30 protein-coding genes are annotated in these 23,768 nt (G+C 73.7%); 17 read left to right on the top strand and 13 right to left on the bottom strand.

Annotated features, from left to right (window positions below):
• Positions 1 to 21: 21 nt before the first annotated feature.
• Positions 22 to 459 (top strand): DUF2231 domain-containing protein, encoded by a 438-nt coding sequence (locus tag H4O22_RS13370; RefSeq protein WP_182523877.1) that lies wholly within the window; start codon positions 22 to 24, stop codon positions 457 to 459.
• On the opposite strand, the gene rsgA is transcribed toward H4O22_RS13370, so the two are convergent.
• The 3 genes from rsgA to H4O22_RS13355 are packed head-to-tail and all read right to left on the bottom strand — an operon-like array spanning position 456 to position 3,257.
• Positions 456 to 1,448, bottom strand: a complete 993-nt coding sequence (gene rsgA / locus H4O22_RS13365; RefSeq protein ID WP_182523876.1) for a ribosome small subunit-dependent GTPase A — start codon at positions 1,446 to 1,448, stop codon at positions 456 to 458. The two genes, H4O22_RS13370 and rsgA, sit on opposite strands and share 4 nt — an antisense overlap.
• A complete protein-coding gene (gene aroA, locus H4O22_RS13360; protein WP_182523875.1) occupies positions 1,448 to 2,710 on the bottom strand; it encodes a 3-phosphoshikimate 1-carboxyvinyltransferase in 1,263 nt (420 codons plus the stop codon). Before aroA ends, rsgA begins: the two co-directional genes overlap by 1 nt.
• Positions 2,711 to 2,732: 22 nt before the next feature.
• Positions 2,733 to 3,257, bottom strand: coding sequence for a DoxX family protein (locus H4O22_RS13355; protein ID WP_182523874.1), 525 nt, complete (start codon positions 3,255 to 3,257; stop codon positions 2,733 to 2,735).
• 60 nt (positions 3,258 to 3,317) lie between these two features.
• Between H4O22_RS13355 and H4O22_RS13350 the strand changes: the two genes are divergently transcribed.
• The 5 genes from H4O22_RS13350 to H4O22_RS13330 all read left to right on the top strand — a co-directional run bounded on the left by H4O22_RS13350 (position 3,318) and on the right by H4O22_RS13330 (position 6,949).
• On the top strand, positions 3,318 to 4,094 hold the full coding sequence (locus tag H4O22_RS13350; RefSeq protein ID WP_182523873.1) for an SOS response-associated peptidase: 777 nt from the start codon (positions 3,318 to 3,320) through the stop codon (positions 4,092 to 4,094).
• Positions 4,091 to 4,789 carry an alpha/beta hydrolase family protein gene (locus tag H4O22_RS13345; RefSeq protein ID WP_182523872.1) on the top strand — a complete coding sequence of 233 codons (699 nt, stop codon included), beginning with the start codon at positions 4,091 to 4,093 and terminating at the stop codon, positions 4,787 to 4,789. The genes H4O22_RS13350 and H4O22_RS13345 overlap by 4 nt, the downstream gene beginning before the upstream one ends.
• A 44-nt stretch (positions 4,790 to 4,833) precedes the next feature.
• Positions 4,834 to 5,484, top strand: coding sequence for a sigma-70 family RNA polymerase sigma factor (locus tag H4O22_RS13340; RefSeq protein WP_182523871.1), 651 nt, complete (start codon positions 4,834 to 4,836; stop codon positions 5,482 to 5,484).
• A complete protein-coding gene (gene rsrA / locus H4O22_RS13335; protein WP_227465464.1) occupies positions 5,481 to 5,795 on the top strand; it encodes a mycothiol system anti-sigma-R factor in 315 nt (104 codons plus the stop codon). Before H4O22_RS13340 ends, rsrA begins: the two co-directional genes overlap by 4 nt.
• 110 nt (positions 5,796 to 5,905) lie before the next feature.
• The gene (locus H4O22_RS13330) at positions 5,906 to 6,949 is read left to right on the top strand and encodes an SGNH/GDSL hydrolase family protein (protein ID WP_182523870.1); all 1,044 of its coding nucleotides are present in this window, start codon (positions 5,906 to 5,908) and stop codon (positions 6,947 to 6,949) included.
• A gap of 135 nt (positions 6,950 to 7,084) precedes the next feature.
• Here the strand turns inward: H4O22_RS13330 and H4O22_RS20885 are convergent, their stop codons facing one another.
• The 5 genes from H4O22_RS20885 to H4O22_RS13310 all read right to left on the bottom strand — a co-directional run bounded on the left by H4O22_RS20885 (position 7,085) and on the right by H4O22_RS13310 (position 10,625).
• Positions 7,085 to 7,159 carry a 50S ribosomal protein bL37 gene (locus H4O22_RS20885; protein WP_369759046.1) on the bottom strand — a complete coding sequence of 25 codons (75 nt, stop codon included), beginning with the start codon at positions 7,157 to 7,159 and terminating at the stop codon, positions 7,085 to 7,087.
• Between the two features lie 77 nt (positions 7,160 to 7,236).
• Positions 7,237 to 7,605 carry a thioesterase family protein gene (locus H4O22_RS13325; protein WP_244962968.1) on the bottom strand — a complete coding sequence of 123 codons (369 nt, stop codon included), beginning with the start codon at positions 7,603 to 7,605 and terminating at the stop codon, positions 7,237 to 7,239.
• 1 nt (position 7,606) lies between these two features.
• A complete protein-coding gene (locus H4O22_RS13320) occupies positions 7,607 to 8,113 on the bottom strand; it encodes a GNAT family N-acetyltransferase (protein ID WP_182523869.1) in 507 nt (168 codons plus the stop codon).
• Positions 8,114 to 8,117: 4 nt separating this feature from the next.
• Entirely contained in the window at positions 8,118 to 9,755 is a 1,638-nt protein-coding gene (locus H4O22_RS13315; protein WP_182523868.1) for an acetolactate synthase, read from the bottom strand.
• 9 nt (positions 9,756 to 9,764) lie between these two features.
• Positions 9,765 to 10,625 carry a DUF2785 domain-containing protein gene (locus H4O22_RS13310; protein WP_182523867.1) on the bottom strand — a complete coding sequence of 287 codons (861 nt, stop codon included), beginning with the start codon at positions 10,623 to 10,625 and terminating at the stop codon, positions 9,765 to 9,767.
• Positions 10,626 to 10,736: 111 nt separating this feature from the next.
• On the opposite strand from H4O22_RS13310, the gene H4O22_RS13305 reads away from it, so the two are divergent.
• A complete protein-coding gene (locus H4O22_RS13305) occupies positions 10,737 to 12,206 on the top strand; it encodes a histidine kinase N-terminal domain-containing protein (RefSeq protein ID WP_227465579.1) in 1,470 nt (489 codons plus the stop codon).
• A gap of 45 nt (positions 12,207 to 12,251) precedes the next feature.
• Here the strand turns inward: H4O22_RS13305 and H4O22_RS13300 are convergent, their stop codons facing one another.
• Positions 12,252 to 12,503: a WhiB family transcriptional regulator gene (locus H4O22_RS13300; RefSeq protein ID WP_182523865.1), complete on the bottom strand. Its 252-nt coding sequence runs from the start codon at positions 12,501 to 12,503 to the stop codon at positions 12,252 to 12,254.
• A gap of 217 nt (positions 12,504 to 12,720) precedes the next feature.
• Here H4O22_RS13300 and H4O22_RS13295 point away from each other — a divergent pair, with 217 nt between their 5' ends.
• A complete protein-coding gene (locus H4O22_RS13295; RefSeq protein WP_182523864.1) occupies positions 12,721 to 13,137 on the top strand; it encodes a hypothetical protein in 417 nt (138 codons plus the stop codon).
• Here H4O22_RS13295 and H4O22_RS13290 read toward each other — a convergent pair.
• Positions 13,134 to 13,895, bottom strand: coding sequence for an RNA polymerase sigma factor SigF (locus tag H4O22_RS13290; RefSeq protein ID WP_319804072.1), 762 nt, complete (start codon positions 13,893 to 13,895; stop codon positions 13,134 to 13,136). The two genes, H4O22_RS13295 and H4O22_RS13290, sit on opposite strands and share 4 nt — an antisense overlap.
• 58 nt (positions 13,896 to 13,953) lie before the next feature.
• Positions 13,954 to 14,379 (bottom strand): ATP-binding protein, encoded by a 426-nt coding sequence (locus H4O22_RS13285; protein ID WP_182523862.1) that lies wholly within the window; start codon positions 14,377 to 14,379, stop codon positions 13,954 to 13,956.
• 187 nt (positions 14,380 to 14,566) lie between these two features.
• Here H4O22_RS13285 and H4O22_RS13280 point away from each other — a divergent pair, with 187 nt between their 5' ends.
• Together H4O22_RS13280 and H4O22_RS13275 are read left to right on the top strand one after the other, a co-directional pair.
• Positions 14,567 to 15,817 (top strand): ice-binding family protein, encoded by a 1,251-nt coding sequence (locus H4O22_RS13280; protein WP_220451164.1) that lies wholly within the window; start codon positions 14,567 to 14,569, stop codon positions 15,815 to 15,817.
• Between the two features lie 77 nt (positions 15,818 to 15,894).
• Entirely contained in the window at positions 15,895 to 16,467 is a 573-nt protein-coding gene (locus tag H4O22_RS13275; RefSeq protein WP_220451163.1) for a class F sortase, read from the top strand.
• Positions 16,468 to 16,546: 79 nt separating this feature from the next.
• Here the strand turns inward: H4O22_RS13275 and sodN are convergent, their stop codons facing one another.
• Positions 16,547 to 16,951 (bottom strand): superoxide dismutase, Ni, encoded by a 405-nt coding sequence (gene sodN, locus H4O22_RS13270; protein ID WP_182523859.1) that lies wholly within the window; start codon positions 16,949 to 16,951, stop codon positions 16,547 to 16,549.
• Positions 16,952 to 17,048: 97 nt separating this feature from the next.
• Between sodN and H4O22_RS13265 the strand changes: the two genes are divergently transcribed.
• The 4 genes from H4O22_RS13265 to H4O22_RS13250 all read left to right on the top strand — a co-directional run bounded on the left by H4O22_RS13265 (position 17,049) and on the right by H4O22_RS13250 (position 20,482).
• A complete protein-coding gene (locus tag H4O22_RS13265; RefSeq protein ID WP_244962967.1) occupies positions 17,049 to 17,414 on the top strand; it encodes a S24/S26 family peptidase in 366 nt (121 codons plus the stop codon).
• A gap of 165 nt (positions 17,415 to 17,579) precedes the next feature.
• On the top strand, positions 17,580 to 18,782 hold the full coding sequence (locus H4O22_RS13260) for an NAD(P)-dependent malic enzyme (RefSeq protein ID WP_182523857.1): 1,203 nt from the start codon (positions 17,580 to 17,582) through the stop codon (positions 18,780 to 18,782).
• 24 nt (positions 18,783 to 18,806) lie between these two features.
• Positions 18,807 to 19,775 carry a zinc-binding dehydrogenase gene (locus H4O22_RS13255; protein WP_182523856.1) on the top strand — a complete coding sequence of 323 codons (969 nt, stop codon included), beginning with the start codon at positions 18,807 to 18,809 and terminating at the stop codon, positions 19,773 to 19,775.
• Positions 19,775 to 20,482 (top strand): SDR family oxidoreductase, encoded by a 708-nt coding sequence (locus tag H4O22_RS13250; RefSeq protein ID WP_182523855.1) that lies wholly within the window; start codon positions 19,775 to 19,777, stop codon positions 20,480 to 20,482. The genes H4O22_RS13255 and H4O22_RS13250 overlap by 1 nt, the downstream gene beginning before the upstream one ends.
• A gap of 18 nt (positions 20,483 to 20,500) precedes the next feature.
• Here the strand turns inward: H4O22_RS13250 and H4O22_RS13245 are convergent, their stop codons facing one another.
• Positions 20,501 to 21,121 (bottom strand): TetR family transcriptional regulator, encoded by a 621-nt coding sequence (locus tag H4O22_RS13245; protein ID WP_244962965.1) that lies wholly within the window; start codon positions 21,119 to 21,121, stop codon positions 20,501 to 20,503.
• 120 nt (positions 21,122 to 21,241) lie between these two features.
• On the opposite strand from H4O22_RS13245, the gene H4O22_RS13240 reads away from it, so the two are divergent.
• The 3 genes from H4O22_RS13240 to H4O22_RS13230 are packed head-to-tail and all read left to right on the top strand — an operon-like array spanning position 21,242 to position 23,674.
• On the top strand, positions 21,242 to 22,318 hold the full coding sequence (locus H4O22_RS13240; RefSeq protein WP_182523854.1) for a ferredoxin reductase: 1,077 nt from the start codon (positions 21,242 to 21,244) through the stop codon (positions 22,316 to 22,318).
• Positions 22,319 to 22,335: 17 nt separating this feature from the next.
• Positions 22,336 to 23,451, top strand: a complete 1,116-nt coding sequence (locus H4O22_RS13235) for a fatty acid desaturase family protein (RefSeq protein ID WP_182523853.1) — start codon at positions 22,336 to 22,338, stop codon at positions 23,449 to 23,451.
• A gap of 10 nt (positions 23,452 to 23,461) precedes the next feature.
• Complete coding sequence (locus H4O22_RS13230; protein WP_182523852.1) at positions 23,462 to 23,674, top strand: hypothetical protein; 213 nt, start codon at positions 23,462 to 23,464, stop codon at positions 23,672 to 23,674.
• The last annotated feature ends 94 nt before the right edge of the window (positions 23,675 to 23,768 follow it).

The following is a 23,768-nucleotide window of genomic DNA, read 5'->3' as shown; positions in this document are numbered from 1 at the left end:
CTTTTGGTTTAACGTTCACCCATGGAGATCAACGGTCTGCCGCTGCACGCGCTGGTCATCCACGGCGCGGTCGTCCTGGGGCCGCTCGCCGCCCTCCTGGCCCTCGCGTACGTCGTCCCGCGCACCCGCGACTGGGCGCGCTGGCCGATGGTCGCGGTCGCCGTGGTGGCGGCGTGCTTCGTGGTGCTGGCCTACCTGTCGGGCAACGACCTGCTCGACAGCAACCCGGCCCTCGGCCAGCTGCCGGACGTCGCGACCCACCAGGACCGCGCCACGGTCGCGCTCTGGGTGACGCTGGTGTTCGCGGTGGTGGCCGTCGTCGCGGGGGCGCTGCACCGCCGCTCCGGCGCCGTCCGCCTGCTGCTCTCGGGGGCGCTCGCCGTCCTCGCCGTGGCCACCCTCGTCGCGGTGGTGCTGACCGGCGACGCCGGCGCGAAGGCGGTGTGGGGCGGGCTCTAGTGGAGCGGGCCGCTTCGCGCGGCCAGCAGCCGGCGGAACGACGAGACCCGGTCGGGGTCGGCGGTGCCCGCCGCGAGCGCCTCGTCGAGGCCGCACTCCGGCTCGTCCTCGCCGTGCGTGCACCCGCGCGGGCACTCCTCGGTCAGCTCGTCGAGGTCGGGGAACGCCTCGATCAGGTGCTCCGGCTGGACGTGCGCCAGCCCGAAGGACCGGATGCCCGGGGTGTCGATGATCCAGCCGTCGCCCCCCGGGAGCGCGAGCATGTACGCCGAGGTCGAGGTGTGCCGGCCGCGCCCGGTCACGACGTTGACGTGACCGACGGACCGGTCGGCGTCCGGCACCAGCGCGTTGACCAGCGTGGACTTGCCGACGCCGCTGGAGCCGACCAGCACGCTGGTGCGGCCGGCCAGCTGCGCGCGCACCTCGGCGAGGTCGCCGCCGCGCTCGGTGACCACCCACGGCACCCCGAGCGACCGGTAGGTCGAGAGCAGCGTCTCGGGGTCGGCGAGGTCGGCCTTGGTGAGGCAGAGCAGCGGCTGCATCCCCGCGTCGTACGCCGCGACGAGCGCGCGGTCGATCAGGCGCGGCTGGGGCTCGGGGTCGGCGAGCGCGGTGACGATGACGAGCTGCTCGGCGTTGGAGACGATGATCCGCTCGACCGGGTCGTCGTCATCGGCGGTACGCCGCAGCACGGTGCGCCGCTCGGTGACCTCGACGACGCGGGCCAGGGTGCCGGGGGCGCCGCTGACGTCGCCGACCACCCGCACCCGGTCGCCCACGACCACGGCCTTGCGGCCCAGCGACCGGGCCGTCATCGCGGTCACCGTCCGGCCCTCGACCAGCAGGGTGTAGCGGCCCCGGTCGACGGTGACCACGACGGCCTCGACCGCGTCGGCGTGGGCGGGCCGCTCCTTGGTGCGCGGGCGGGTGTGGCGCCGGGGACGGTCGTAGTGCTCGACGTCCTGGTCGGAGTAGCGGCCCGACGACATCAGAACAGCCCGGACCAGAAGCCGGGGAAGTCGGGGAAGGTCTTGGCCGTCGTCGCGACGTCCTCGACCAGGACGCCGTCGACGGCCGCGCCGACGATCACGCCGGCGTGCGCCATCCGGTGGTCGGCGTAGGTGTGGAAGACCCCGCCGGTGAGCGGGGCCGGGCGCAGGTCGAGCCCGTCGGGACGCTCGGTGACGTCGGCGCCGAGCCCCCCGAGCTCGGTGGCGAGCGCCGCCAGCCGGTCGGTCTCGTGGTGCCGGATGTGGCCGACGCCGCGCAGGTGGGACGGCGTGCGGGCGAGCGCGCAGAGGGCGGCCACCGCGGGCGTGAGCTCGCCGACGTCGTGCAGGTCGAGGTCGACGCCCTGGAGCTCGGTGGGACCCGTGACCCGCAGCCCCGCGTCGGTCAGCGCGACCTCGCAGCCCATCAGGGTCAGGATCTCGCGCAGGGCGTCGCCGGCCTGGGTGGTCTCGCGCGGCCAGTCGCGCACCGTGACCGTGCCGCCGGTGGCCGCCGCGAGCCCGAGGAACGGGGCGGCGTTGGAGAGGTCGGGCTCGATGACGTGGTCGGCGGCGCGGACCGTTCCCGGGGCGACCGTCCACCGGTTCGCGTCGGAGTCGTCGACCTCGACGCCGTGGTGGCGCAGCACCGCGACGGTCATGTCGAGGTGGGGGAGCGAGGGCACCGGCTTGCCCTCGTGGCGGACGTCGACGCCCTGCTCGTAGCGGGCGCCGGCGAGCAGCAGCGCCGAGATGAACTGGGAGGACGCCGACGCGTCGACCACGACCGTGCCGCCGCGGACCGAGCCGGTGCCGTGCACCGTGAACGGCAGCGAGGTGCCCTCGACCCGGACCCCCAACTCGCCGAGCGCGGTCAGCACCTCGCCGACCGGGCGGGACCGCATGTGGGCGTCGCCGTCGAACGAGATCGTGCCGCGGGAGAGCCCGGCGATCGGCGGCACGAACCGCATGACGGTGCCAGCGAGGCCCACGTCGACCGTCGCGTCGCCGACGAATGGCGCCGGCGTCACGGTCCAGTCCTCGCCGCTGGTGTCGACGGCCGACCCGAGCGCGGTGAGTGCCGCCGCCATCAGCGAGGTGTCCCGCGATCGCAGCGCGCGGCGTACGACGCTGGGCCCGTCGGCGATCGCCGCCAGGACCAGCGCCCGGTTGGTCAGCGACTTGCTGCCGGGCAGGGTGACGACGGCGTCGACGGGCCCGGTGGCGCGCGGCGCGGGCCAGGGGTCGGGGAGGCTCGTCACGCGCGGCACTCTAGCGGCGGGGTCAGGACACCTTCGCCTTCACCAGCCGAGCCTCGCGGCCCGCGGCCTTGGCCAGGTGCTTGGCCTCGCGGCGGGCGTCCTTGGCGGCCCGGCCGGCGCGCCAGGCCACGCCCGGCTTGCCCTCGGTGTCGCCGGCGGCGATGAGCAGCCCGCCCAGGATCGAGGCGTTCTTGGCGAAGTGCAGCTTCTGCTGGGTGCGCTGGGCCGGGTCCTGGGTCTCCCAGAAGCGGTGCCCGGCGGCGGTGGTCGGCACCAGCGAGGCGGCGAGGACGAGCGCGGAGACCCGCGGCATCCGGCCGGTGGCGAAGGCGAGCGCCGCGGCGATCTGCACGCCGGCGTTGAGCCGGACCAGCGTCGCGGGGTCCTGGGGCAGCGGGACACCGGCGTTCTTCGCGATCGGCACGACCTTGTCGGTGACGGGCTGCGCGCGGGTGGCGGCCGCCTCGGTGTTCTTCAGGGCGTTCGTGGCACCGACCAGGAACGTCGAGGCGAGGAGGGGACGGGCGAGGAGGCGGCTGGCGATCATGGCCTCCACTTACCCCGGCAGGGGCCGGTCCACGCCCGCTGGAGGTCCTAGGGTGGACCCATGTGCGGCCGCTACGCGTCCACCAGGCGCCCGGAGGACCTCGTCGAGGAGTTCGAGATCGCCGAGGCGATGGTCGCCGCGCCGCTCGAGCCCGACTGGAACGTCGCCCCCACCAAGGAGGTGTACGCCGTCGTCGAGCGGCCGCCGTCCCGGGAGTCCGAGGAGCCGCCGCAGCGGCAGCTGCGGGTGCTCACCTGGGGGCTGGTGCCGTCGTGGGCGAAGGATCCCTCGATCGGCAACCGGATGATCAACGCCCGGATGGAGACGGTGGCCGAGAAGCCGGCGTACAAGCGGGCGTTCGCGAAGCGGCGCTGCCTGCTGCCGGCCGACGGCTACTTCGAGTGGTACCCCACCTCCCAGAAGGGGAAGTCCGGCAAGCCGCTGAAGCAGCCGTTCTTCATCCGTCCCCAGGACGGGTCGACGCTGGCGATGGCCGGGCTCTACGAGATCTGGCGGGACCCGACGCGCGAGGAGGACGACCCGGCGCGGTTCCGCTGGACGTGCACGGTGATCACCACGGACGCCGAGGACACCCTCGGTCACATCCACGACCGGATGCCGCTGATGGTGGAGCGGGACCGGTGGGGGCAGTGGCTGGACCCGACGGCCTCCTCCGACTCGCTGCTCGACCTGCTCACGCCCGCGGCGCCGGGCCGGCTCGAGGCGTACGCCGTGTCGACGCGGGTCAGCAACGTGCGCAACAACGGGCCCGACCTGGTCGAGCCGCTCCCGCTCGAGGACGTGCCCGACGACGTCGTCCAGGACGTGCTCCGATGAGCGCCGGGCCCTCGGCGACCGGTCCGGTGGAGCAGCGGATCGACACGCCGCACGGCGAGGCACGCCTGATGACGTACGCCGCGGACTCGCCCACCGCGACGCTGCTACTCAGCCACGGCGCGGGCGGCGGCGTGGACGCCCGCGACCTGGTGGCGCTGGCGGGCGCGCTGCCCGCGCTCGGGCTCAGCGTCGTCCTGCTCGAGCAGCCGTGGCGGGTCGCGGGGCGCAAGCTCGCGACCCCGCCGCCGACGCTGGACGCCGCCCTGCTCGCGGCCGTGGCGGCCCTCCGGGACGGGGCGGCGGCAGGCCCGCTGGTGCTGGGCGGGCGGTCCGCCGGCGCGCGGTCGGCGGCCCGGTGCGCCACCCGGGCCGGCGCGGCGGGCTGCCTGGCGCTGTCCTTCCCGCTGCACCCCCCGGGCCGGCCGGAGAGGTCCCGGCTCCCCGAGCTGCTCGGCGCGGGCGTCCCGGTCCTGGTCGTCCAGGGCGAGCGGGACACGATGGGCACGCCCGACGAGTTCCCGCCCGGGGTCGAGCTCAGCGTGGTCCCGGACGCCGACCACGGGCTCCGGGTGCCGGCCCGCGCCGTGGTCTCCCAGCAGGAGGCGATGGAGATCGTGGTGGAGTCCGCGCTGGAGTGGGTGGTGCGCGAGGTGGCCGGGAATGGCACGCCTGGCCCCGGCGTTCAACCGACGTGATGGCCCTGCTCGACGCACCCGCCCCCGGCGTATCCTGGGAGGCGATGACTGACTTCACCGATGCCGCGCTCGACGACCTCGAGACCGTCGACGTCGCCACCGAGACCGACGCCGAACGGGCCGCGCGCTTCGAGCGCGATGCCCTGCCGTTCCTCGACCAGCTCTACTCCGCCGCGATGCGGATGACCCGCAACCCGGCGGACGCCGAGGACCTGGTCCAGGAGACCTTCGCGAAGGCGTTCTCGTCCTTCCACCAGTTCCGGCCCGGCACCAACCTCAAGGCCTGGCTCTACCGGATCCTCACGAACACCTTCATCAACAACTACCGCAAGAAGCAGCGGCAGCCGCAGCAGTCGATGGCCGAGGACGTCGAGGACTGGCAGCTCGCCCGCGCGGAGTCGCACACCTCCAGCGGGCTGAAGTCGGCCGAGACCGAGGCGCTCGAGCACCTGCCCGACTCCCAGGTCAAGGACGCGCTGCAGCGGCTCCCCGAGGAGTTCCGGCTCGCGGTCTACCTCGCCGACGTCGAGGGCTTCGCGTACAAGGAGATCGCCGAGATCATGGACACCCCCATCGGCACGGTCATGTCGCGGCTGCACCGCGGCCGCCGTCAGCTGCGGGACATGCTCCAGGGCTACGTCCGGGCCAACGACCTGCGGCCGGTGCCCTCCGCGCGTCAGGGGAGCGACGCATGAGCGACCGCCCCGACCACGCCGGCGACGCCGGCCACGTGCACGACCACGGCCCCGAGGACATGTCGGCCGGCGAGTGCGCCGACTACCTCGAGCAGATCGTCTACTTCATCGACAACGAGCTCGCCGAGGCCGACTGCGACGCCGTCCGCGTCCACCTCGACACCTGCAACCCCTGCCTGGAGAAGTACGACCTCCAGCGCACGGTGAAGTCGGTCGTGGCCCGCTCCTGCTCCGAGGCGGCTCCCGAGGAGCTGCGCCGCCGGGTCATGCTCCGCATCCGCGAGGTGCAGGTCCGGATCAGCGAGGGCTGAGCGGCTCCCGAGCTGGGCGATGCGCCGCCCGACGGTGTGGGCTCCACCACTAAGGTGGCCCCCTTACTCGTCGGTACGGCGGTTCGCCCGCCCCACAGCTCGGGAGTCCCATGTCCACTGCTCGTCTCCGCCCCCTCCGCTCGCTCCTCGTCGGCGGGGCCACCCTGGTGCTGGCCCTGGCGCTCGGCTCGGCCCCCGCGGCCGCCGGCACGCCCAGTGATGTCGTCACCGGTGGCGACCCGATCGACTACGTCGCGCTCGGCGACTCCTACAGCGCGGGCCCCCTGGTCCCGGCCCAGCGGCTGGACCCGCTCGGCTGCCTGCGCTCGACGAACAACTACCCGGCCTACCTCGCCGGGTACTTCGGCGTCCGCAGCTACGTCGACGTCACCTGCTCCGGCGCCCAGTCCGCCGACCTGACCAAGCGGCGCCAGTCGACGATCGTGCCGGGGCCGAAGCCCGCGCCGCAGGTCGACGCCCTCTCCAAGGAGACCGACCTGGTGACGATCGGGATCGGCGGCAACGACTACAAGCTGTTCGGCTCGATGATCGAGGTGTGCGAGGCCGTGGCCGAGCTCGCGCCGAAGGGGGCGCCCTGCCGCCGCCACTTCACCAACCGCAAGGGCGTGGACACCAAGCTCCGCGACGCCGCGAAGATCCAGGCGAACGTCGGTCGGGTGGTGCGGAAGGTCCACCGCCGCGCGCCCGGCGCCGAGGTGTACGTCGTGGGCTACCCCCGACTGCTCCCGGAGCGCGGCACCTGCAACGCCGTGACGTTCGCGGCGGGTGACTACCGCTGGGGCAACCGCGTCGAGCGGCGCCTCAACCGGTCGCTGAAGCGCGCCGCGAAGCGCCAGGGCGCGACGTACCTCAACCTCTACCCGGCCTCCCGCGGTCACCACGCCTGCGCCGGCAGCGAGGCCTGGATCAACGGGAGCACGCTCGACCCGCTCCGCGCCGCGAACTTCCACCCGTTCCAGCGGGGGATGCGGGGAGCCGCGGAGGAGATCTACCGCAAGCTGACCGGCGGTGGGACGGCCCCCGACCACGCGGTCGCCCAGCCGCCGCTCGCCTTGTCGGCACGGACGGCCACCACCCCGCCGGCGGGTGTCACCTCGTCGTGGCGCACCTGGCTGGACGAGCAGCGCGGCTGACGCGCTGACCGTCCCGGCATCGACCCTCGCCCGCCCCGCCGATCACGTCGGCGTGGCGGGCGAGGTCGTTCGGCCCCCGGAACGCAACGAACCCCCGGCCCAACGGGCTCGGGGGTTCAGTGCGAGTGGCTGCGCTCAGGCGTTGGGGCGCTTGCCGTGGTTCGCGCCCTTCTTCTTGCGAGCGCGGCGCTTGCGGCCGGTCTTGCCCATGGTGTTCTCCTCAGGATCGGGGTCGACCCGTGAGAGGGCCGGAGCACAGTGTCTCAAATCGGCGGGGCGAGGGCGAATCAGGGGGTCAGTCGGGCCAGGAACCGCTCCGCGTCGACGACGACCCGGGTGACCTCGCCGGAGGCGACCACCTTCGCCGAGCCCGCGTTGCGGGCGGCGACGGTGAAGCGGTGCAGCCGGCCGTCGACGTACGCCGTCGAGGCGGTCACCTCGACCTGCTGGCCGACCGTGGACGGCGCGAGGTGCTCGAGGGAGACGCGGGTGCCGACCGAGGTCGCGCCGGGGGAGAGGGACTCCTCGATCGCGGCGCAGGTGGCGGCCTCGCACCACGCGAGCATCCGCGGGGTGCCGAGCACGGGCAGCGAGCCCGACCCCAGCGCCGCCGCGGTGTCCTCGTCGGTCACCGTGAACCTCAGCGTGGCCTCCACCTCAGAGCTCCTTGCGGAAGGCGATCAGGTCGACCTCGGGCAGCGGCCGCCAGTCGCGGTCGGGCATCCGGGTGAAGCCGAGCCGCTCGTAGAGCCGGTGCGCGTCGCTCATCTCGCGCAGGCTGGAGAGCGCGACCGCGGACGCACCGTCGGTCCTGAACCGGTCCAGCACCAGCTCGACCAGCGCCCGGCCCACCCCGCGGCCCTGGGCGGTCGGCGCGACCGCCAGCATCCGGAACTCGCCCTCGTCGTCGGTGGCGATCTCGCGCCACCGCGACCCGGGCGGGCAGATGGTGACGCAGCCGAGCAGCTCGTCCGCGGCGGACGTCGCGACCCACAGCTCGGCGTCGTGGTCGCGGGAGGCCGCGTCCTCCAGCCGCGCGACGTAGTCGTCGTGCGCGGGGTCGCCGATGAACGGCTGGTAGGCCGCCACGGTCACGGCTCCGGCGGAGAGGTAGTCGGCCTGGGTGGCGCGGCGCAGGACCAGGTCGTCGGCGAGATCCGGCATCGGCTCAGACACCGAAGGTGCTCCGGGGGTACGCCGCGTCCACGTCGGTGATCACGTTGACCAGGTACGGCACGTTCGCCGCGAACGCCCGGTCGAGCGCCGGCCCGATCTGGCGCGGGTCGGTCACGGTCTCGCCGGCGCCGCCGAGCGCCCGGACGACCCCGTCGTACGCCGTGCCGGGCGCGAGGTCGGCGGCGACGTCGTACCCGTAGAGCATCTGCATGGGTCCCTTCTCCAGGCCCCAGGCGGAGTTGTTGCCCATCACCATGACCACGGGGAGGTTGTGCCGCACCAGCGTGTCCACGTCCATCAGCGAGAACCCCGCGGCGCCGTCGCCGAGCAGCAGCACCACCTGCGCGGACGGGCGCGCGATCCGGGCCGCGATGGCCGCGCCGAGGCCGGCGCCCAGGCAGCCGTAGGGGCCGGGGTCGAGCCAGCCGCCGGGGCGCTTGGGCTCGACGTACTTGCCGGCGAAGCTGACGAAGTCGCCGCCGTCGCCGATGACCACGGCGTCCGCCTCGAGGCGGGGCACCAGCTCGCCGTAGATGCGGGCCGGGTGGATGGGGTCGGCCTCGGCGCCGAGCAGCAGGGCGTCGCGGGCCGCGGCGGCGCGCACCGTGTGCTGGAGGTCCGTGGTCCAGTCCGACCAGTCCCCGCCGGAGAACCGGCGGTGCAGGCCGTCGAGCGCGGCGGTGAGGTCGCCGGCGACGGACGCCGCGAGCGTCGCGTGCGCGGAGACCTGGCCGGGGGAGTCGGCGACGTGGACGACCTGCGCGTCGCCGAACACGCCGTAGGAGAGGCGGAAGTCGAGCGCGGTGCCGACCACGATGACCAGGTCGGCCTCCTTGAGCGCCTTGCCCCGCGCCTTGGTGACGAGCAGCGGGTGGCCGCCGGGGACGACGCCGCGGCCCATCCCGTTGGTCAGCGTCGGCACCGAGGTGCCCTCGACCAGGCGGAGCGCGGCCTCCTCGGCGCCGTCGGCCCACACGTCGGTGCCGAGCACGAGCACCGGGCGGCGGGCGGCGCCGAGCAGCCGCGCGACCGTGTCGAGGGCGTCGGGGTCGGGGTCGAGCCCGTCGGGTCGTACGCCGGTCGGCGCCGGGCCGGTCGACTCGGCGAAGAGCTCGTCCATCGGCACGTCCACGAACACCGGGCCGCGGTGCGGCGACCCGGCCAGCGTGAACGCCTCGGCGAGGCCGGGGAGGATCTCGGCGGCGGTCGGGATCGTCCGGGCGAGCTTGGTGACGGGGGCCAGGATCGGCGGCTGGTCGAGCTCCTGGAGGCTGCCGCTGCCCCAGCGCTTCTGGGGGGCCCGGCCGCCGACGACCACCATCGGGGAGCCCGCGAACTGCGCCTGCGCGATCGCGCTCACGCCGTTGGTCACGCCCGGACCGGCGGTCAGCACGGCGAGGCCGGGCACGCGGGTCAGCTTGCCGGTGGCCTCGGCGGCGAACGCCGCGGTCTGCTCGTGGCGGACGTCGAGGAGCCGCATCGGCGGGTCGGCGTGCACCGCCCCGTCGTACATGGGGAAGACGTGCGCCCCGGAGAGGGTGAACATGGTCTCGACGCCGTGCGCGCGGGCGACGGCGACCGCCAGGGCGCCGGCGTGGCCGGACAGGGTCTCGGACGTGACGTCGGTCATGCCCGGAGGCTACCCGCGGGTGTCCCCCGAGGGCGCGAGGGTGTGCGGGTTGGTCGACCGGAGCGCCTCGACCACCACCAGCAGCAGGTCGGACCGGACGGCGGGCGGGCGCGGCCCCAGCGCGAGCTGGAGGTGCAGCGCGCGCAGGAACGTCTCCGCGTTGCCGCCCGCGAGGTGCGGGTCGCGGCCGTCGTACGACGAGCGGGTGCGGGCCCCGGCGGCGAGCCGCGCGACCCAGGGCTCGAGCACGTCGAGCGGGACGGTGTCGCGCCGCAGCACGGCCAGGACCGCGGCCGCGAGCCGGTCCGGCTCCCCGTGGGTGAACAGCCGGTCGACGGGGAGCAGCACCCGGTCGGCGACGACGTCGAGGACGACGGTGAGCTCGGGGGCTCCCAGGTGCGGCGAGGCGGCGAGGGAGGCCAGCGCGTCGGCGCCGTGTGCGACCGCGCGCGCCCAGCCCTTGTCGGGCACCCAGCCGCGCAGGTCGTTCTCGCGCAGCAGCCAGGTGGCGAGCCGGTCGCCCCACTCGAGGACCTTCCCGACGGGCACCAGCGGGTCGGCGTTCGCGCGGGCGAGGCACTCGCCGAGGAGCAGCGCGGAGTAGCTGCGCCGGAAGACGCCGTCCGACTCCGGCTCGCCGAGACCGGGAGCCAGGCCGGTGGCCATGCCGTCGCCGAGCCCGACCAGCAGGTCGTCGTACACACCGCGGTGGATCCAGGTGGAGAGGGTCGGGTAGGCGAGGCCGTCGCGCACCGCCGGGTCGGGGTCGCCCAGCATCCGGGTGAGCTCGGCGGTCAGGTCGTCGAGCGGCCGGTCGTCGGGCACCGCCAGGCCACCCGCCTGGACCTGCTGCCAGTAGGAACCCGCCATGCGCTCCATGGTGCCAGGGACCGGGTCCGGTCCAGACCGGTGGTCTCACGGGATGGCTCGGGACCTGCCGGCGGCGGGTGGGGGAGCCTCTAGCCTTGCCGGGTGCCGACGATGACCGAGCTGGTGCGCAGCCACACCGACCTCGACGACGACGACGTCGCGTGGCTCCAGCTGCTGCAGGCGGACTGGCAGATCATCGCCGACCTCTCCTTCGCCGACCTGGTGCTGTGGCTGCCGGACCGGGAGGGCCGCGGCTTCTGGGCGGCGGGGCAGATGCGGCCGACGACCGGCCCCACGGCGTACGTCGACGACGTGGTCGGCACCTTCGTGCCCGCCGGCCGCCGGCCGATGCTGGACACGGCGTACGGCCAGGGCCGGCTGGTCCGCGAGGGCGACCCGGAGTGGCGCGACGACGTCCCGGTGCGGGTCGAGACCATCCCGGTGCGCCGCGCGGGACGGGTGATCGCGGTCGTGGGCCGCAACACCAACCTGCTCGGCGTGCGCACGCCCAGCCGCCTCGAGCTCTCCTACCTCCAGACCGCGGCCGACCTGACCCAGATGATCGCGCACGGCCACTTCCCGGCCCCGGGGCAGCGCAGCGACCACGCGGACTCACCGCGGGTCGGCGACGGGTTCCTGCGGGTCGACGCCGGCGGCCGGGTGGTCTACGCCAGCCCCAACGCGCTGTCGGTCTACCGCCGGCTCGGGCTCTCCGGCGACCTCACCGGCCTGGCGCTCGCAGACCTGACACGCGACCTGGTGCCCCCGCGGCGGCGTCCCGACGAGGAGACGCTGAGCGCGGTGCTCGGCGGGCGCGCCCACCGCGACACCGAGATCGGCTCCGACGCGGTGTCGCTGATCGTGCGCAGCATCCCGCTGCGTCCCGAGGGCGAGCACATCGGCGCGCTCGTGCTGGTCCGCGACGTCACCGACCTGCGCCGGCGGGACCGCGAGCTGGTGACCAAGGACGCCACGATCCGCGAGATCCACCACCGGGTGAAGAACAACCTGCAGACCGTCGCCGCGCTGCTGCGCCTGCAGGCCCGCCGGATCGACTCCGAGGCGGCCAAGGCCGCGCTCGAGGAGGCGGTACGCCGGGTGGGGTCGATCGCGATCGTGCACGAGACGCTGAGCCAGGCGGTCGAGGAGACGGTCGCGTTCGACGAGATCGCGGACCGGCTCGGGGCGATGGTGACCGAGGTCAGCGCGATGGGCGGGCGGGTCCGGGTGCGGCGGGAGGGGTCGTTCGGGCACCTGCCGTCCGAGGCGTCGACCGCGCTGGCGATGGTCCTCACCGAGGTGCTGCAGAACGCCGTCGAGCACGGGTACGCCGACGACGACGACGAGACGTCGACCGGGGAGATCCTGGTGCGCGTGGAGCGGATCGTCGGGCGACTGCACCTCACCGTCGACGACGGCGGCCGCGGCCTGCCGTCCGGGTTCACCCTGGACGGGTCGACGAACCTCGGGCTCTCGATCGTGCGCACGCTGGTCGAGTCCGAGCTCGGCGGTCAGCTCGAGCTCGGACCGGTGCCGGACGGGCCGGGCACGCGCGCGGTCGTCGACGTACCCCTGGACTAGGCGCCTGGAGCAGTCCCTGAGTGGTCGTGGAGCAGCCCAGGGGCGTCAGGCGGTGCGGACCCGGGCGCGGGCGTTGCGGCGCTTGAGCGCGCGACGCTCGTCCTCGCTGAGGCCGCCCCACACACCGTGGTCCTGCCCGGCCTCGAGCGCCCACGCGAGGCACTGCTCGCGCACCTCGCAGCGTCGGCACACCTGCTTGGCCTCCTCGATCTGGAGGATGGCCGGACCGGTGTTTCCGATCGGGAAGAACAGTTCCGGGTCCTCGTCGAGGCACGCGGAAAGGTGGCGCCAATCCATGGCTGGGAAATCCCTCATCTCTGTACGTACGTGCGTGCAGGCCAGTGGTCTGCTCGAACCTGCGGGCGCTCGGGGCACCATGAAGTGATGCATCTTCGAACGCCAGTCCAGACTGTCAAGGTCCGGAGCGCGGCACAAGGGTTGCTGTGGTCTCGTTCGTCACAGAGGACACACCGACCTTCCGGTACCCCCTGAACACCAGCCTACTCTCTGAGGTGTGATCCCCTCGCGCACCGACCTGCCCCGACCGCTCCTCCTCGCGGCCGCCCTGGCCGGCGCCGAGGCACTGGCGCTGCTGGTCAGCGCCCTGCTCGAGCTGGTCAACGTCTCCGCCGTCCGGGTCACCATGGGCGTCTCCACGGCCGTCTTCTTCCTCGTGTGCGCCGCCGGCCTGGGACTGAGCGCCTGGGGCCTGACCCGGCTCGCCACCTGGTCGCGGTCGCCGGTCGTGCTGGCCCAGCTGATCCTGCTCGGGGTGGCGTGGAGCTTCCGCGGCGGCGACACCACGCTGGTCGCGGTCGGGCTCGCGATCGTCGCGGTGGCGGTGCTCGCCGGCGTCCTGCACCCGGCCAGCACGGCAGCGCTCGTCGACGACCCGACGGGGGAGCGGACCCGGGAGGAGCAGGGCGGCTAGTCGGCCTGCTCGAGGGAGGTCCGCAGCCGCTCGAGGGTGCGGTTCAGCAGCCGGGACACGTGCATCTGGGAGACGCCGATCTCGGCCGCGATCTGCGACTGGGTCATGTTCTTGAAGAACCGGAGCAGCAGGATCTTCTTCTCCCGCGCGTCCAGCCGGTCGAGCAACGGCTTGATCGACTCGCGGATCTCGACGTGCTCGAGGCCCTGGTCGTCGACCCCGATCGCGTCGAGCATGCTGGCGGTGCTGTCGTCGGAGTCGTCGGTGGCGTCGAGGGAGAGGGTCGAGTAGGCGTTGCTGGACTCGATGCCCTCCACGATCTCCTCCACCGTGCAGCCGATCCTCTCGGCCAGCTCGCGCGCCGTCGGCGACCGGCCGAGGCTCTGGGTCAGCTCGGCGCTCGCGGTGCCGATCTGCATCCGCAGCTCCTGGAGCCGGCGGGGGACCCGGATCGCCCAGCCCTTGTCGCGGAAGTAGCGCTTGATCTCGCCGATGATCGTCGGCGTGGCGTAGGTGGAGAACTCCACCCCGCGCTCGGTGTCGAAGCGGTCGATGGACTTGATCAGCCCGATGGTGCCGACCTGGACGAGGTCCTCCAACGGCTCGCCGCGGTTGCGGAACCGCCGTGCGCAGTGCTCGACCAGGGGCAGGTGCAGGTGGACCAGCGCGTCACGGGAGCCGTCCCGCTCGGCCTGGGTGCTCGCCTCGCCCTGCAGCACGGCGAACAGCTCGGCGCTGCGCCGTCGGGTGATCTCCACCGCGGTCGAGGGAGGAGGGCCCGCTGGGGGGATCGGCTCCGGGGATGCCCCGTTCATGTCAGGCGTCGGAGTCGGGCTGGCCGAGGTGGAGGCTGGAGCGCATCGTCATGGTGACGGCGAACCGTCCTGCGGTCGCGTCGACGGCCGCGCTGCTCGCGAGGGTGGTCAGCACCTGCCACGCGAAGCTGTCGGGGTCGGCGGCCGCGGGCGCGGAGGAGCTGACCGCGACCGTGATTGTGAGCTCGCCCGGCAGCACCCGGAAGTGGCACTCCAGCGTGGCGCCCGGATCGGCCTCCGGCAGCACCAGGGCACAGGCCTCGCCGACGGCGATCCGCAGGTCCTCGATGTCGTCGATGGTGAAGTCGAGACGCGCAGCGAGCCCGGCGGTGGTGGTGCGCAGCACCGACACGTAGGCCCCGTCGGCCGGGAGCCGCAGCTCGACGTCGGCGCCCGCGGCCCGCGGGTCGGAGTCGGTGAATGCCATCTCTGTCCTTCGTCGTGGGGACCTGCGGTGACCATAGGGCATCGCGGCGGGCACCAGGTGAACGCGTTCCGAACGTGTCCTGGGGCTCACTCCAGCGATGTTCGGGCCAGGAGGTCTCAGGTCCCCCCGTGCCCCGGCCGATAATCGGGCTAGGACCTCCGATCTAGGTGTCCTAGGAAGGAGCCTCGTGCTCCGTTTGCCCCCCGGTGCCCACCGCCTCGTCACGCCCGCGCCCCCGCGCCCGTCGACGACCCGCACGCGGCACACGCTGTTCTCCGTCTCGGCCACCCTGCTCGTGAGCGGCATCGTCGTCCTGGTCACGACGTTCGCCGGCTCTCCGGCGGCCCACGCCGCCCAGGGCGGGGTGGGGCTCGGCACCGCGACGCCGTACGCCGTGCTGGCCGGCCAGTCGGTGTCCAACACCGGCCCGTCGGTGATCTCCGGTGACCTCGGCGTCAGCCCCGGCACGGCCGTGACGGGCTTCCCGCCCGGACTCGTGCGGGCCGGGACCGTCCACGCCGCGGACGCTGTCGCCCGGCAGGCGCAGGACGACCTGACCACGGCGTACGTCGACGCCGCGGGACGCGGCCCGGCGGTCGACCAGACCGACAAGAACCTCGGCGGACAGACCCTGGTCCCGGGCGTCTACCGCGCCTCGACAGACCTGGCGCTGAGGGGCACCGTGACCCTCGACGCCCAGGGGGACCCGGCCGCGGTCTTCATCTTCCATGCCGGCTCCACCCTGACCACCGCGTCGAGCAGCGTCGTCGCGCTCGCCAACGGCGCCCAGGCGTGCAACGTGTTCTGGCAGGTCGGCAGCTCGGCGACGATCGGGACGACCACCACCTTCGTCGGCAGCGTCATGGCCCTCACCAGCATTACGGCGGGCACCAGCGCGACGATCGCCGGCCGGCTGCTGGCCCGCAACGGCTCGGTGACCCTGGACTCCAACACGATCACCCGGCCCGCGTGCGCCACCGCCCCGCCGGTCCCGACCACCACGCCGACGCCGACGCCGACGCCGACGCCCACGCCGACGGCTACACCGACGGCTTCCCCGACGGCGCCCCCCTCGGCCACCCCGTCGGCGGACCCGACGGACCCGACGGACCCGGCGGACCCCTCGACCCCGTCGAACCCCTCGACCCCGTCGATCCCCCCGGCGGACCCGGAGAGCCCGAAGGGCCCCTCGGGTCCGGGAGGACCGCCCGCGTCGTCGCCGCCGGGCACGCCGGGCACGCCCGGCACGCCTGACGGTCCGTCCGGACCGCCGTGGGTGCCCGAGGGGCACCCGCCCACCGGACATGCCGCGTCCGATGCCGCCACGGTCCCGGGCGGCCCGGCCGGCGGGACGTGGATCGGCCTCGGCCTGATCGTCCTGGGCGGGCTCGCCGCGCTCGGCGGGAAGAAGGCCCGGCGGCCGCACCGCCGGCACTGATGGCGAGTCACCGTGGAGCCCGTCGGCTGGGGCGCGGAGTCGCCCTGGCGGTCTGCGCGGCCGCTGCCGTCGCCTGCGTGAGCGTCGGGGTGGCTGGACGTGGTGACGGGCACGCCATCTCGGCGACCCCCGGTTCGACCTCGAGCCCCGCCCTCCCGGCGACGGATCCGCAGGTCGCGGGGGAGCGCGTCCCCCGCGGCGTCCGAGCGCCGGTCCGTCTCGCCATCCCCGCCATCGGTGTCTCCACGCCGCTGGTGGGGCTCGGCCTGGAGGAGGACCGCACCGTCGAGGTCCCCGAGGACGCCGACCGGGCGGGGTGGTTCGAGCTCGGGCCCCCGCCGGGCGTGACCGGCTCGTCGGTGATCCTCGGCCACGTCGACTCCGCCGCCGGGCCGGCGGTCTTCGCCCGGCTCGAGGACCTGGAGCGCGGCGACGTCGTCGAGGTCGGCCGCGCGGACGGCTCCGAGGTCGCCTTCGAGGTGCTGCGCCTCGAGCTCTACCCGAACGCCGAGTTCCCCGCCCAGCGGGTCTACGCCGCGAGCGGGGCCCGGCGTCTCAACCTGGTCACCTGCGCAGGCGACTACGACGCGGGTCGCGGCGGCTACCAGTCGAACCTGGTCGTCTACACGCGTCAGGTCGCCCGGACCTGAATGCACTGACGCCGCCCCGGTCGCGTGGACCAGGACGGCGTCGAGGGTGGAGCAGCAGGCCGCAGGCCTGCGGAAGGGCTCAGCCCTTCTTGGTCTCCCAGAAGATCTCGGCGATCTCGTCGATCTTCGCGAGCAGCTGGTCGGCGACGTCGGCGTCGAGGACGGCCTTGGTGCCGCCGCCACCGCCGGCGAGCTTGGTCGCCTCGTTGAACAGCGTGTGCAGCTGCGGGTACTTCTCGAAGTGCGGGGGCTTGAAGTAGTCGGTCCACAGCACCCAGAGGTGGTGCTTGACCAGGTCGGAGCGCTGCTCCTTGATCAGGATCGCCCGGGTGCGGAAGTCCGGGTCGTCGTTGTCGGCGACCTTGGCGATGATCGCCTTGATGGACTCGGCCTCGAGGCGGGCCTGAGCCGGGTCGTAGACACCGCAGGGCAGGTCGCAGTGGGCGGAAACCTCGATCGTGGGGGCGAACAGTCGCGCGAACATGCGGGTCCTCTCGTCTTCGTCGTTCGTCGTCGCTTCGGGGATCAGCCAGGTGGCTGCGCCTCACGCCGCGACCACGCTGGCTGCGAGACTACTCCGCGTGTCGCACGCAGCACGAGTGGTCCGACGGCTGGCGGGACGGGTGCCCCGGCTGGGGCTGGCCCGCGTGTCGGGCGCCTCGATGGCGCCCACGCTCGCGGCAGGCGACCGGCTGGTGGTCGACCACCGCGGGGCGGTCCGCCCGGGACGGCTGGTGGTCGCGCGGTTCGCCGACGGCACGCTCGCGGTCAAGCGCGCGACCGAGCGGCGTACGACGGCCGCGGGGGACCCGGCGTGGTGGCTGCTGAGCGACGACCCGGCGGCCGGGGTCGACTCGCGGCACCGCGGCCCGGTGCCCGAGCGCGACGTCCTGGCGGTGGTGCGGGCACGCCTCTGGCCCCGCCCCCGCCCGGGCCCCCTGCTGTGACGGAGGCCACCTGGTCGGCCTCCGGGCGACCCCCGGCGGGGCATGCCCGCTGTGCCAGACTGCGGAGACCCACGCAGCCCCGCACGGCTCCTGGTTCCGCGGCACCACCCTGTCCGCGTCGAGCTGTCCGAGCCCTGTCCGCCCCGCGCCTGGAAAGTCCGACTGATGAGCGACCACCTGACCCCGAGCCCCACCCCGCTGCCGCACCCGCACGCGGGTGACCCGGTCTTCGACCTCCACGTCGGCGGCAAGATGGAGGTGCGCTCCACGGTCGCCCTGACCGGGCGCGACGAGCTCTCGATGGCGTACACGCCGGGCGTGGCGCGGGTCTGCGAGGCGATCGCGGCCGACCCGGCGATGACCCAGCACTACACCTGGGTGCCGAACACCGTGGCCGTGGTGACCGACGGCACCGCGGTCCTCGGCCTCGGCGACATCGGCCCGGCAGCGGCGATGCCGGTGATGGAGGGCAAGGCGGTGCTCTTCAAGCAGTTCGGCGGCGTCGACGGCATCCCGATCTGCCTGGACACCACCGACGTCGAGGAGATCATCGAGACCGTCGTCCGGATGGCGCCGAGCTTCGGCGGGATCAACCTCGAGGACATCTCCGCCCCGCGCTGCTTCGAGATCGAGGACCGGCTCAAGGCCCTGCTCGACATCCCCGTCTTCCACGACGACCAGCACGGCACCGCCGTGGTGGCGCTCGCCGCGCTCACCAACGCCCTGCGGCTGACCGGCCGCAGCTTCGACACCACCCGCGTCGTGATCGGCGGCGCCGGGGCGGCCGGCGTGGCGGTCACCAAGATCCTGCTCGAGGCCGGGATCACGGACGTCGCCGTCACCGACCGCAAAGGCGTCCTGCACTCCTCACGCGAGGACCTGACCCCGGTGAAGCGGGCGCTGGCGGCGATGACCGCCGACCTCACCGGCCGCACCGGGTCGCTGGCCGACGTGCTCGTCGGCGCCGACGTCTACATCGGCGTCTCGGGCGGCAACGTGCCCGAGGAGCACGTGGCGCCGATGGCGCCCGACGCGATCATCTTCGGGCTCGCGAACCCCACCCCGGAGGTGCTGCCCGAGGTCGCCCACCGGCACGCGCGCGTCGTGGCGACCGGCCGCTCGGACTTCCCCAACCAGATCAACAACGTGCTGGCGTTCCCGGGCATCTTCCGCGGGGCGTTCGACGCGCACGCCTCCGCGATCACCGAGGGCATGAAGCTCGCGGCCGCGCAGGCGCTGGCGGCCCTGGTCGGCGACGACCTCGCGGAGGACATGATCATCCCCTCGCCGTTCGACCCGCGGGTGCCCGGCGCGGTCTCCTCCGCGGTCGCCGAGGCCGCCCGACGAGACGGCGTCGCACGCCGCTGACACCGGCTGGGTAGGTTCCTTCCCATGTTCGCCGTCTACGCCGACCGGTTCTCCAAGAGCGACCCCGTCTCCGCCCTCCAGGTGGGGGAGCGGCCCGACCCCGAGGTGCCCGACGGCTGGACGACGGTGACCGTCAAGGCCGCCTCGCTCAACCACCACGACCTGTTCTCGCTGCGCGGCGTCGGCCTCCGCGAGGAGGCGCTGCCGATGATCCTCGGCTGCGACGCGGCGGGGTACGACGAGGACGGCAACGAGGTCGTCGTGCACGCGGTCGTCAGCGACCCGGCGTGGACCGGTGACGAGACCCTCGACCCGCGGCGCTCCCTGCTCTCCGAGCGGCACCAGGGCACGTTCGCCGACAAGGTCGCGGTGCCGCGCCGCAACGTCGTCCCGAAGCCGCCGTCGCTGTCGTTCGAGGAGGCCGCGTGCCTGCCGACGGCCTGGCTGACGGCGTACCGGATGCTCTTCACCCGCGGGGACCTGAAGGCGGGGGAGACCGTCCTGGTGCAGGGCGCCGGCGGCGGGGTGGCCACCGCCGTCATCACGCTGGCCCGCGCCGCCGGGCTGCGGGTCCTCGCCACCAGCCGCGACGAGGCCAAGCGCGCCCGGGCGCTCGAGATCGGCGCCCACGAGGTCTTCGAGTCCGGCGCCCGGCTGCCGGTCAAGGTCGACGCGGTGATGGAGACCGTGGGCAAGGCGACCTGGTCGCACTCGATCCGCTCCCTGCGCCCCGGCGGTCGGATCGTCACGTCCGGCACCACCTCCGGGCCCGACCTCGACGACGCCGAGCTGACCCGGATCTTCTTCCTGCAGCTCAGCGTCATCGGCTCGACGATGGGCACCCGTGACGAGCTGGCGTCGCTGGTCTCGCTGCTCGACGCCTCCGGCGCGCGGCCGCTGATCGACCGGGTGCTGCCGATGTCCGACGCGCGGGAGGGCTTCGCGGCGATGGCCGGCGGCGACCTGTTCGGCAAGATCGTCTTCACGCGCTGATGGCCCGCCACCCCGCCCGCCACCCCGCTCGCCACCTGGTCACCGGTGCCGGGTCCGGCATCGGGGCGCTGCTGGCCGAGCGGCTCCGGTCCCGCGGCGACGAGCTCGTCCTGCTGGCGCGCTCGGAGGCCCGGGCGGCTGACCTGGGTGCGGCGCACCCGGGCGCGTCGGTGCTGGTCGCCGACCTCGCGGACCCCGCCGCCCTCGAGGAGCTGGCGCTGCCCGGCCGGCTCGACTCGGTGGTGCACGCGGCCGGGGTCGTCGACCTCGGTCCGGTCGCCGAGCTCAGCGCCGCGTCCTGGCAGGAGCAGCTCGCGGTCAACCTGGTCGCGCCGGCGGTGCTCACCGCCCGGGCGCTGCCGGCGCTGCGGGCCGCGCGCGGCACGGTCGTGATGGTCAACTCCGGCGCCGGGCTGGTCGCCCACGCCGACTGGTCGGCGTACGCCGCCGCCAAGCACGGGCTCCGGGCCCTGGCCGACTCGCTGCGGGCCGAGGAGGCGCCGCACGGCGTCCGCGTGAGCAGCGTCTACCCGGGCCGGACCGCCACCCCGATGCAGGAGCGGGTGCACGCGCAGGAGGGCCGGGAGTACGACGCCGGCGCGTGGATCGACCCGGCGACCGTCGTGGACGCGATCGTGCACGTCCTGGACCTCGCGCCGGACGCGACCGTGCCGGACCTGACCATCAAGCCGGGCCCGCGCGCCTGACGCCGGCCGGGCGGGGGCTCAGGACCGGGACTCCCAGTTGCTGGCCCCGACCAGCACCATCCGCAGCTGCGTGCGGGTCGCCTCGATGACGTGCTTCTCCACGTCCGGGCGCGCCGCGGCGTCGACCAGGGACTCGGCGGTCGCGACCATCGCGGTCACGATGAGGTTGGAGAGCACCGCGAGGTCCTCCGCCGACCAGCTCTCGGTGCCGGGCAGCCGGGCGAGGTCCGTGGCCAGCTCGCGCTCGCACAGCTCGATCTCGTGCCGGATGGCCTCGCGCACCGACAGCGGTCCCGCGGTCCGCTCGCGGGCGATGAAGGAGAAGTGCGCCCGGTTCTGACGCACGTGCGAGGCGAGGATGTCGACCGAGCGGTCGGCGATGTCGGAGTACGACGGGCGGCCCTGGCGGATGTCGCGCAGCGTCGCGCGCAGGGACACGAACGACTCGTCGACCAGGGCGAGCCCGAGCGCCTCGATCGACTCGAAGTGCCGGTAGAAGGCGGTCGGCACGATGCCGACCTCCTTGGCGACCTGGCGCAGGGACAGCGCCACCAGGCTGCTGTCCACGCACAGGGAGAGGGCGGCGTCCAAGATGGCACGCCGGGTGCGTTCCTTGCGCTCGCCACGGGTCTCCGTCACGACGGTCGATCCTATCAGTGTACATGTGTGCACCATCACGGCTCGCCCCGGTTGACCGGGGCGTCCGGCGGGGCAATGGTTGGGTGTACGAACGTGCACCGAATCTCCGGAAGGAGCCCCATGAGCGTCGCCGGCACCCTCCTCCGCTCGCGGGCCCTTGCCGCGCTGACCTCCCCGCACGGCGTGGACCGCTACCTCGAGCTCGTGAACCCGATGTGGGCCGCCCACGAGGTGCGCGCGCGCATCGTCGGCGTGCACCGCGAGGTCGACGTCCCGGGCCACCCGCCCGTGGCCACGCTGACCCTCCAGCCCACCGCCACCTGGCGCGGCCACCGCGCCGGCCAGCACGTGCAGGTCGGCGTGGAGGTCGACGGCGCCCGGCGCACGACGCGGGTCTTCACGATCTCCAGCCCCGACTCCCGCCCGGGCGACCGGTTCACGATCACGCTGCGGGCCAACCCCGGGGGAGTCGTGTCCCGCTTCCTCGCGGAGCGCGCGCAGCCCGGCACGGTCCTGCACCTCTCGCAGGCGCAGGGGGAGTTCGTGCTGCCCGACCACGTCCCCGAGCAGATCCTGCTGGTCTCCGGCGGGTCCGGCATCACCCCGGTGATGTCGATGCTGCGCTCGCTGCAGCGCCGCACCCACCGCGGCCGGATCACCTTCCTGCACTACGCCCAGAGCCCCGAGCACCAGATCTACGCCGCGGAGCTCGACGAGATCCGCCGCTCCGGCGACGGGATCGACGTGCACCTGCTGCATCCCGAGCTCGGCGACCCGGCCCTCTCCCCGGCGTACCTGCACCGGCTGCTGCCGGGCTACCAGGACGTCCCCACCTGGGCGTGCGGCCCCGAGCCGCTGATGAAGGCCGTGCAGGCGGCGTACGACGGGTCCGACGCGCTGCGCACCGAGTACTTCCGCCCGCCCCGGGCCTCGTCCGGCGACGCCGGCGGCGAGGTCGTCTTCGAGCGGTCCGGGAAGGCGGCGCCGAACGCCGGCACGCCGATCCTCGACCAGGCCGAGGCCCTCGGCCTCACGCCAGAGTCGGGCTGCCGGATGGGCATCTGCTTCTCCTGCGTCTCGCGCAAGACCGAGGGCACCGTCCGCAACGTCCTGACCGGCGAGGAGTCCTCGCTGCCCGACGAGGACATCCGCATCTGCGTCTCCGCCCCCGTGGGCGACTGCTCCGTCGACCTCTGACACTCCCAGGAGGAACCATGAGCACCACCGACACCACCCCGACCGTCCGGCTCACCGCCGAGCAGCTCGACCAGCTCGGCGAGGAGCTCGACGCCCTGCGCCAGCGGATCATCGCCGACCTCGGCGAGGCCGACGCGACGTACATCCGCGACATCGTCAAGGCGCAGCGCGCCTTCGAGGTCGCCGGCCGCGCGCTGTTCTACCTGCCGCCGGCCTGGCCGCTGGCCGTGGCCTCGCTGAGCATCTCCAAGATCCTCGACAACATGGAGATCGGCCACAACGTCATGCACGGCCAGTACGACTGGATGGGCGACCCGGGCCTGAACTCCCGGATGTACGAGTGGGACAACGTCTGCCCCAGCGAGCAGTGGAAGAACAGCCACAACTACATCCACCACACCTACACCAACATCCTCGGCAAGGACCGCGACATCGGGTACGGCGTCCTGCGCATGGACGAGGACCAGCCCTGGCACCCCTACTACCTCGGCAACCCGGTCTACGCCCTGCTGCTGATGCTGTTCTTCGAGTGGGGCGTGGCGATGCACGACCTCGAGGTCGAGAACCTCGTCGCCGGCAAGCGCAAGGTCTCCGAGAACGCCGCGCTGCACGCCGGCATCATGCGCAAGGTCAAGCACCAGGCGCTCAAGGACTACGTGCTGTTCCCCGCGCTGACCGGGCCGCTGTTCCCGCTGACCTTCGCCGGCAACGCGACCGCCAACCTGGTCCGCAATGTCTGGGCGTTCAACATCATCTTCTGCGGGCACTTCCCCGCGGGCGTGGCGACGTTCTCGCAGGAGGAGTGCGAGGACGAGACCCGCGGCCACTGGTACTACCGCCAGCTGCTCGGCTCGGCCAACATCACCGGCGGCAAGCTCTTCCACATCCTCACCGGCAACCTGTCCCACCAGATCGAGCACCACCTCTTCCCCGACCTGCCGGCGCGCCGCTACCCGCAGATCGCCGGCGAGGTCCGCGAGGTCTGCGAGCGCTACGGACTGCCGTACAACACCGGATCGCTCGGCAGGCAGCTCGGCAGCGTGGCCCGCAAGATCTGCCGGATGGCGCTGCCCGACCGCCCCGAGGAGACCCGCACGCCCGGCCCCGTTGTGGCGGAGCCCGCCGCCGCATGACACTGGACGCATGAAGGACCAGCTGAGCAAGGCCGAGATCCGCAAGGACGCCGTCCAGGGGACCGTGGAGGCGGCCGCCGCCGCGGCCGGACAGGTGGCCACCATCGTGACCACCGCCGTCCGGGACGTCGCGGTCGCGGTGGGCGGGTTCGCCACCGAGGTCTTCGAGATCCGCGACTCCGCCCGCCGGGCGTCGCTGGAGCAGGGTCACCCGGAGGACTGAGGCGAGTCCTGGGTGGGGACAATTCACCGGTCGACCGGTGAATCTTCCCCTTGACCGATGAAACTCCGTCGGTCAAGCGCCCGTTCCTCCGGTC

It is taken from the genome of Nocardioides dongkuii, assembly GCF_014127485.1.
Classification (GTDB): domain Bacteria; phylum Actinomycetota; class Actinomycetes; order Propionibacteriales; family Nocardioidaceae; genus Nocardioides; species Nocardioides dongkuii.
The sequence above is the reverse complement of the archived record's forward strand: the minus strand, read 5'-3'. Positions and strand labels throughout refer to the sequence as shown.

Excerpts from the sequence above, each read along its gene's own strand:
- H4O22_RS13285 (WP_182523862.1), bottom strand. The coding sequence starts at position 14,379 with ATGGCATTCACCGACTCCGACCCGCGGGCCGCGGGCGCCGACGTCGAG.
- H4O22_RS13320 (WP_182523869.1), bottom strand. The coding sequence starts at position 8,113 with ATGCCGGATCTCGCCGACGACCTGGTCCTGCGCCGCGCCACCCAGGCC.
- H4O22_RS13355 (WP_182523874.1), bottom strand. The coding sequence starts at position 3,257 with ATGATCGCCAGCCGCCTCCTCGCCCGTCCCCTCCTCGCCTCGACGTTC.
- H4O22_RS13235 (WP_182523853.1), top strand. The coding sequence starts at position 22,336 with ATGAGCACCACCGACACCACCCCGACCGTCCGGCTCACCGCCGAGCAG.
- H4O22_RS13345 (WP_182523872.1), top strand. The coding sequence starts at position 4,091 with ATGAGCGCCGGGCCCTCGGCGACCGGTCCGGTGGAGCAGCGGATCGAC.
- H4O22_RS13370 (WP_182523877.1), top strand. The coding sequence starts at position 22 with ATGGAGATCAACGGTCTGCCGCTGCACGCGCTGGTCATCCACGGCGCG.
- rsrA (WP_227465464.1), top strand. The coding sequence starts at position 5,481 with ATGAGCGACCGCCCCGACCACGCCGGCGACGCCGGCCACGTGCACGAC.
- H4O22_RS13230 (WP_182523852.1), top strand. The coding sequence starts at position 23,462 with ATGAAGGACCAGCTGAGCAAGGCCGAGATCCGCAAGGACGCCGTCCAG.
- rsgA (WP_182523876.1), bottom strand. The coding sequence starts at position 1,448 with ATGTCGTCGGGCCGCTACTCCGACCAGGACGTCGAGCACTACGACCGT.
- H4O22_RS13260 (WP_182523857.1), top strand. The coding sequence starts at position 17,580 with ATGAGCGACCACCTGACCCCGAGCCCCACCCCGCTGCCGCACCCGCAC.
- H4O22_RS13330 (WP_182523870.1), top strand. The coding sequence starts at position 5,906 with ATGTCCACTGCTCGTCTCCGCCCCCTCCGCTCGCTCCTCGTCGGCGGG.
- H4O22_RS13350 (WP_182523873.1), top strand. The coding sequence starts at position 3,318 with ATGTGCGGCCGCTACGCGTCCACCAGGCGCCCGGAGGACCTCGTCGAG.
- H4O22_RS13340 (WP_182523871.1), top strand. The coding sequence starts at position 4,834 with ATGACTGACTTCACCGATGCCGCGCTCGACGACCTCGAGACCGTCGAC.
- H4O22_RS13305 (WP_227465579.1), top strand. The coding sequence starts at position 10,737 with ATGACCGAGCTGGTGCGCAGCCACACCGACCTCGACGACGACGACGTC.
- H4O22_RS13300 (WP_182523865.1), bottom strand. The coding sequence starts at position 12,503 with ATGGATTGGCGCCACCTTTCCGCGTGCCTCGACGAGGACCCGGAACTG.
- H4O22_RS13315 (WP_182523868.1), bottom strand. The coding sequence starts at position 9,755 with ATGACCGACGTCACGTCCGAGACCCTGTCCGGCCACGCCGGCGCCCTG.
- sodN (WP_182523859.1), bottom strand. The coding sequence starts at position 16,951 with ATGTTCGCGCGACTGTTCGCCCCCACGATCGAGGTTTCCGCCCACTGC.
- H4O22_RS13310 (WP_182523867.1), bottom strand. The coding sequence starts at position 10,625 with ATGGCGGGTTCCTACTGGCAGCAGGTCCAGGCGGGTGGCCTGGCGGTG.
- H4O22_RS13250 (WP_182523855.1), top strand. The coding sequence starts at position 19,775 with ATGGCCCGCCACCCCGCCCGCCACCCCGCTCGCCACCTGGTCACCGGT.
- H4O22_RS13255 (WP_182523856.1), top strand. The coding sequence starts at position 18,807 with ATGTTCGCCGTCTACGCCGACCGGTTCTCCAAGAGCGACCCCGTCTCC.
- H4O22_RS13240 (WP_182523854.1), top strand. The coding sequence starts at position 21,242 with ATGAGCGTCGCCGGCACCCTCCTCCGCTCGCGGGCCCTTGCCGCGCTG.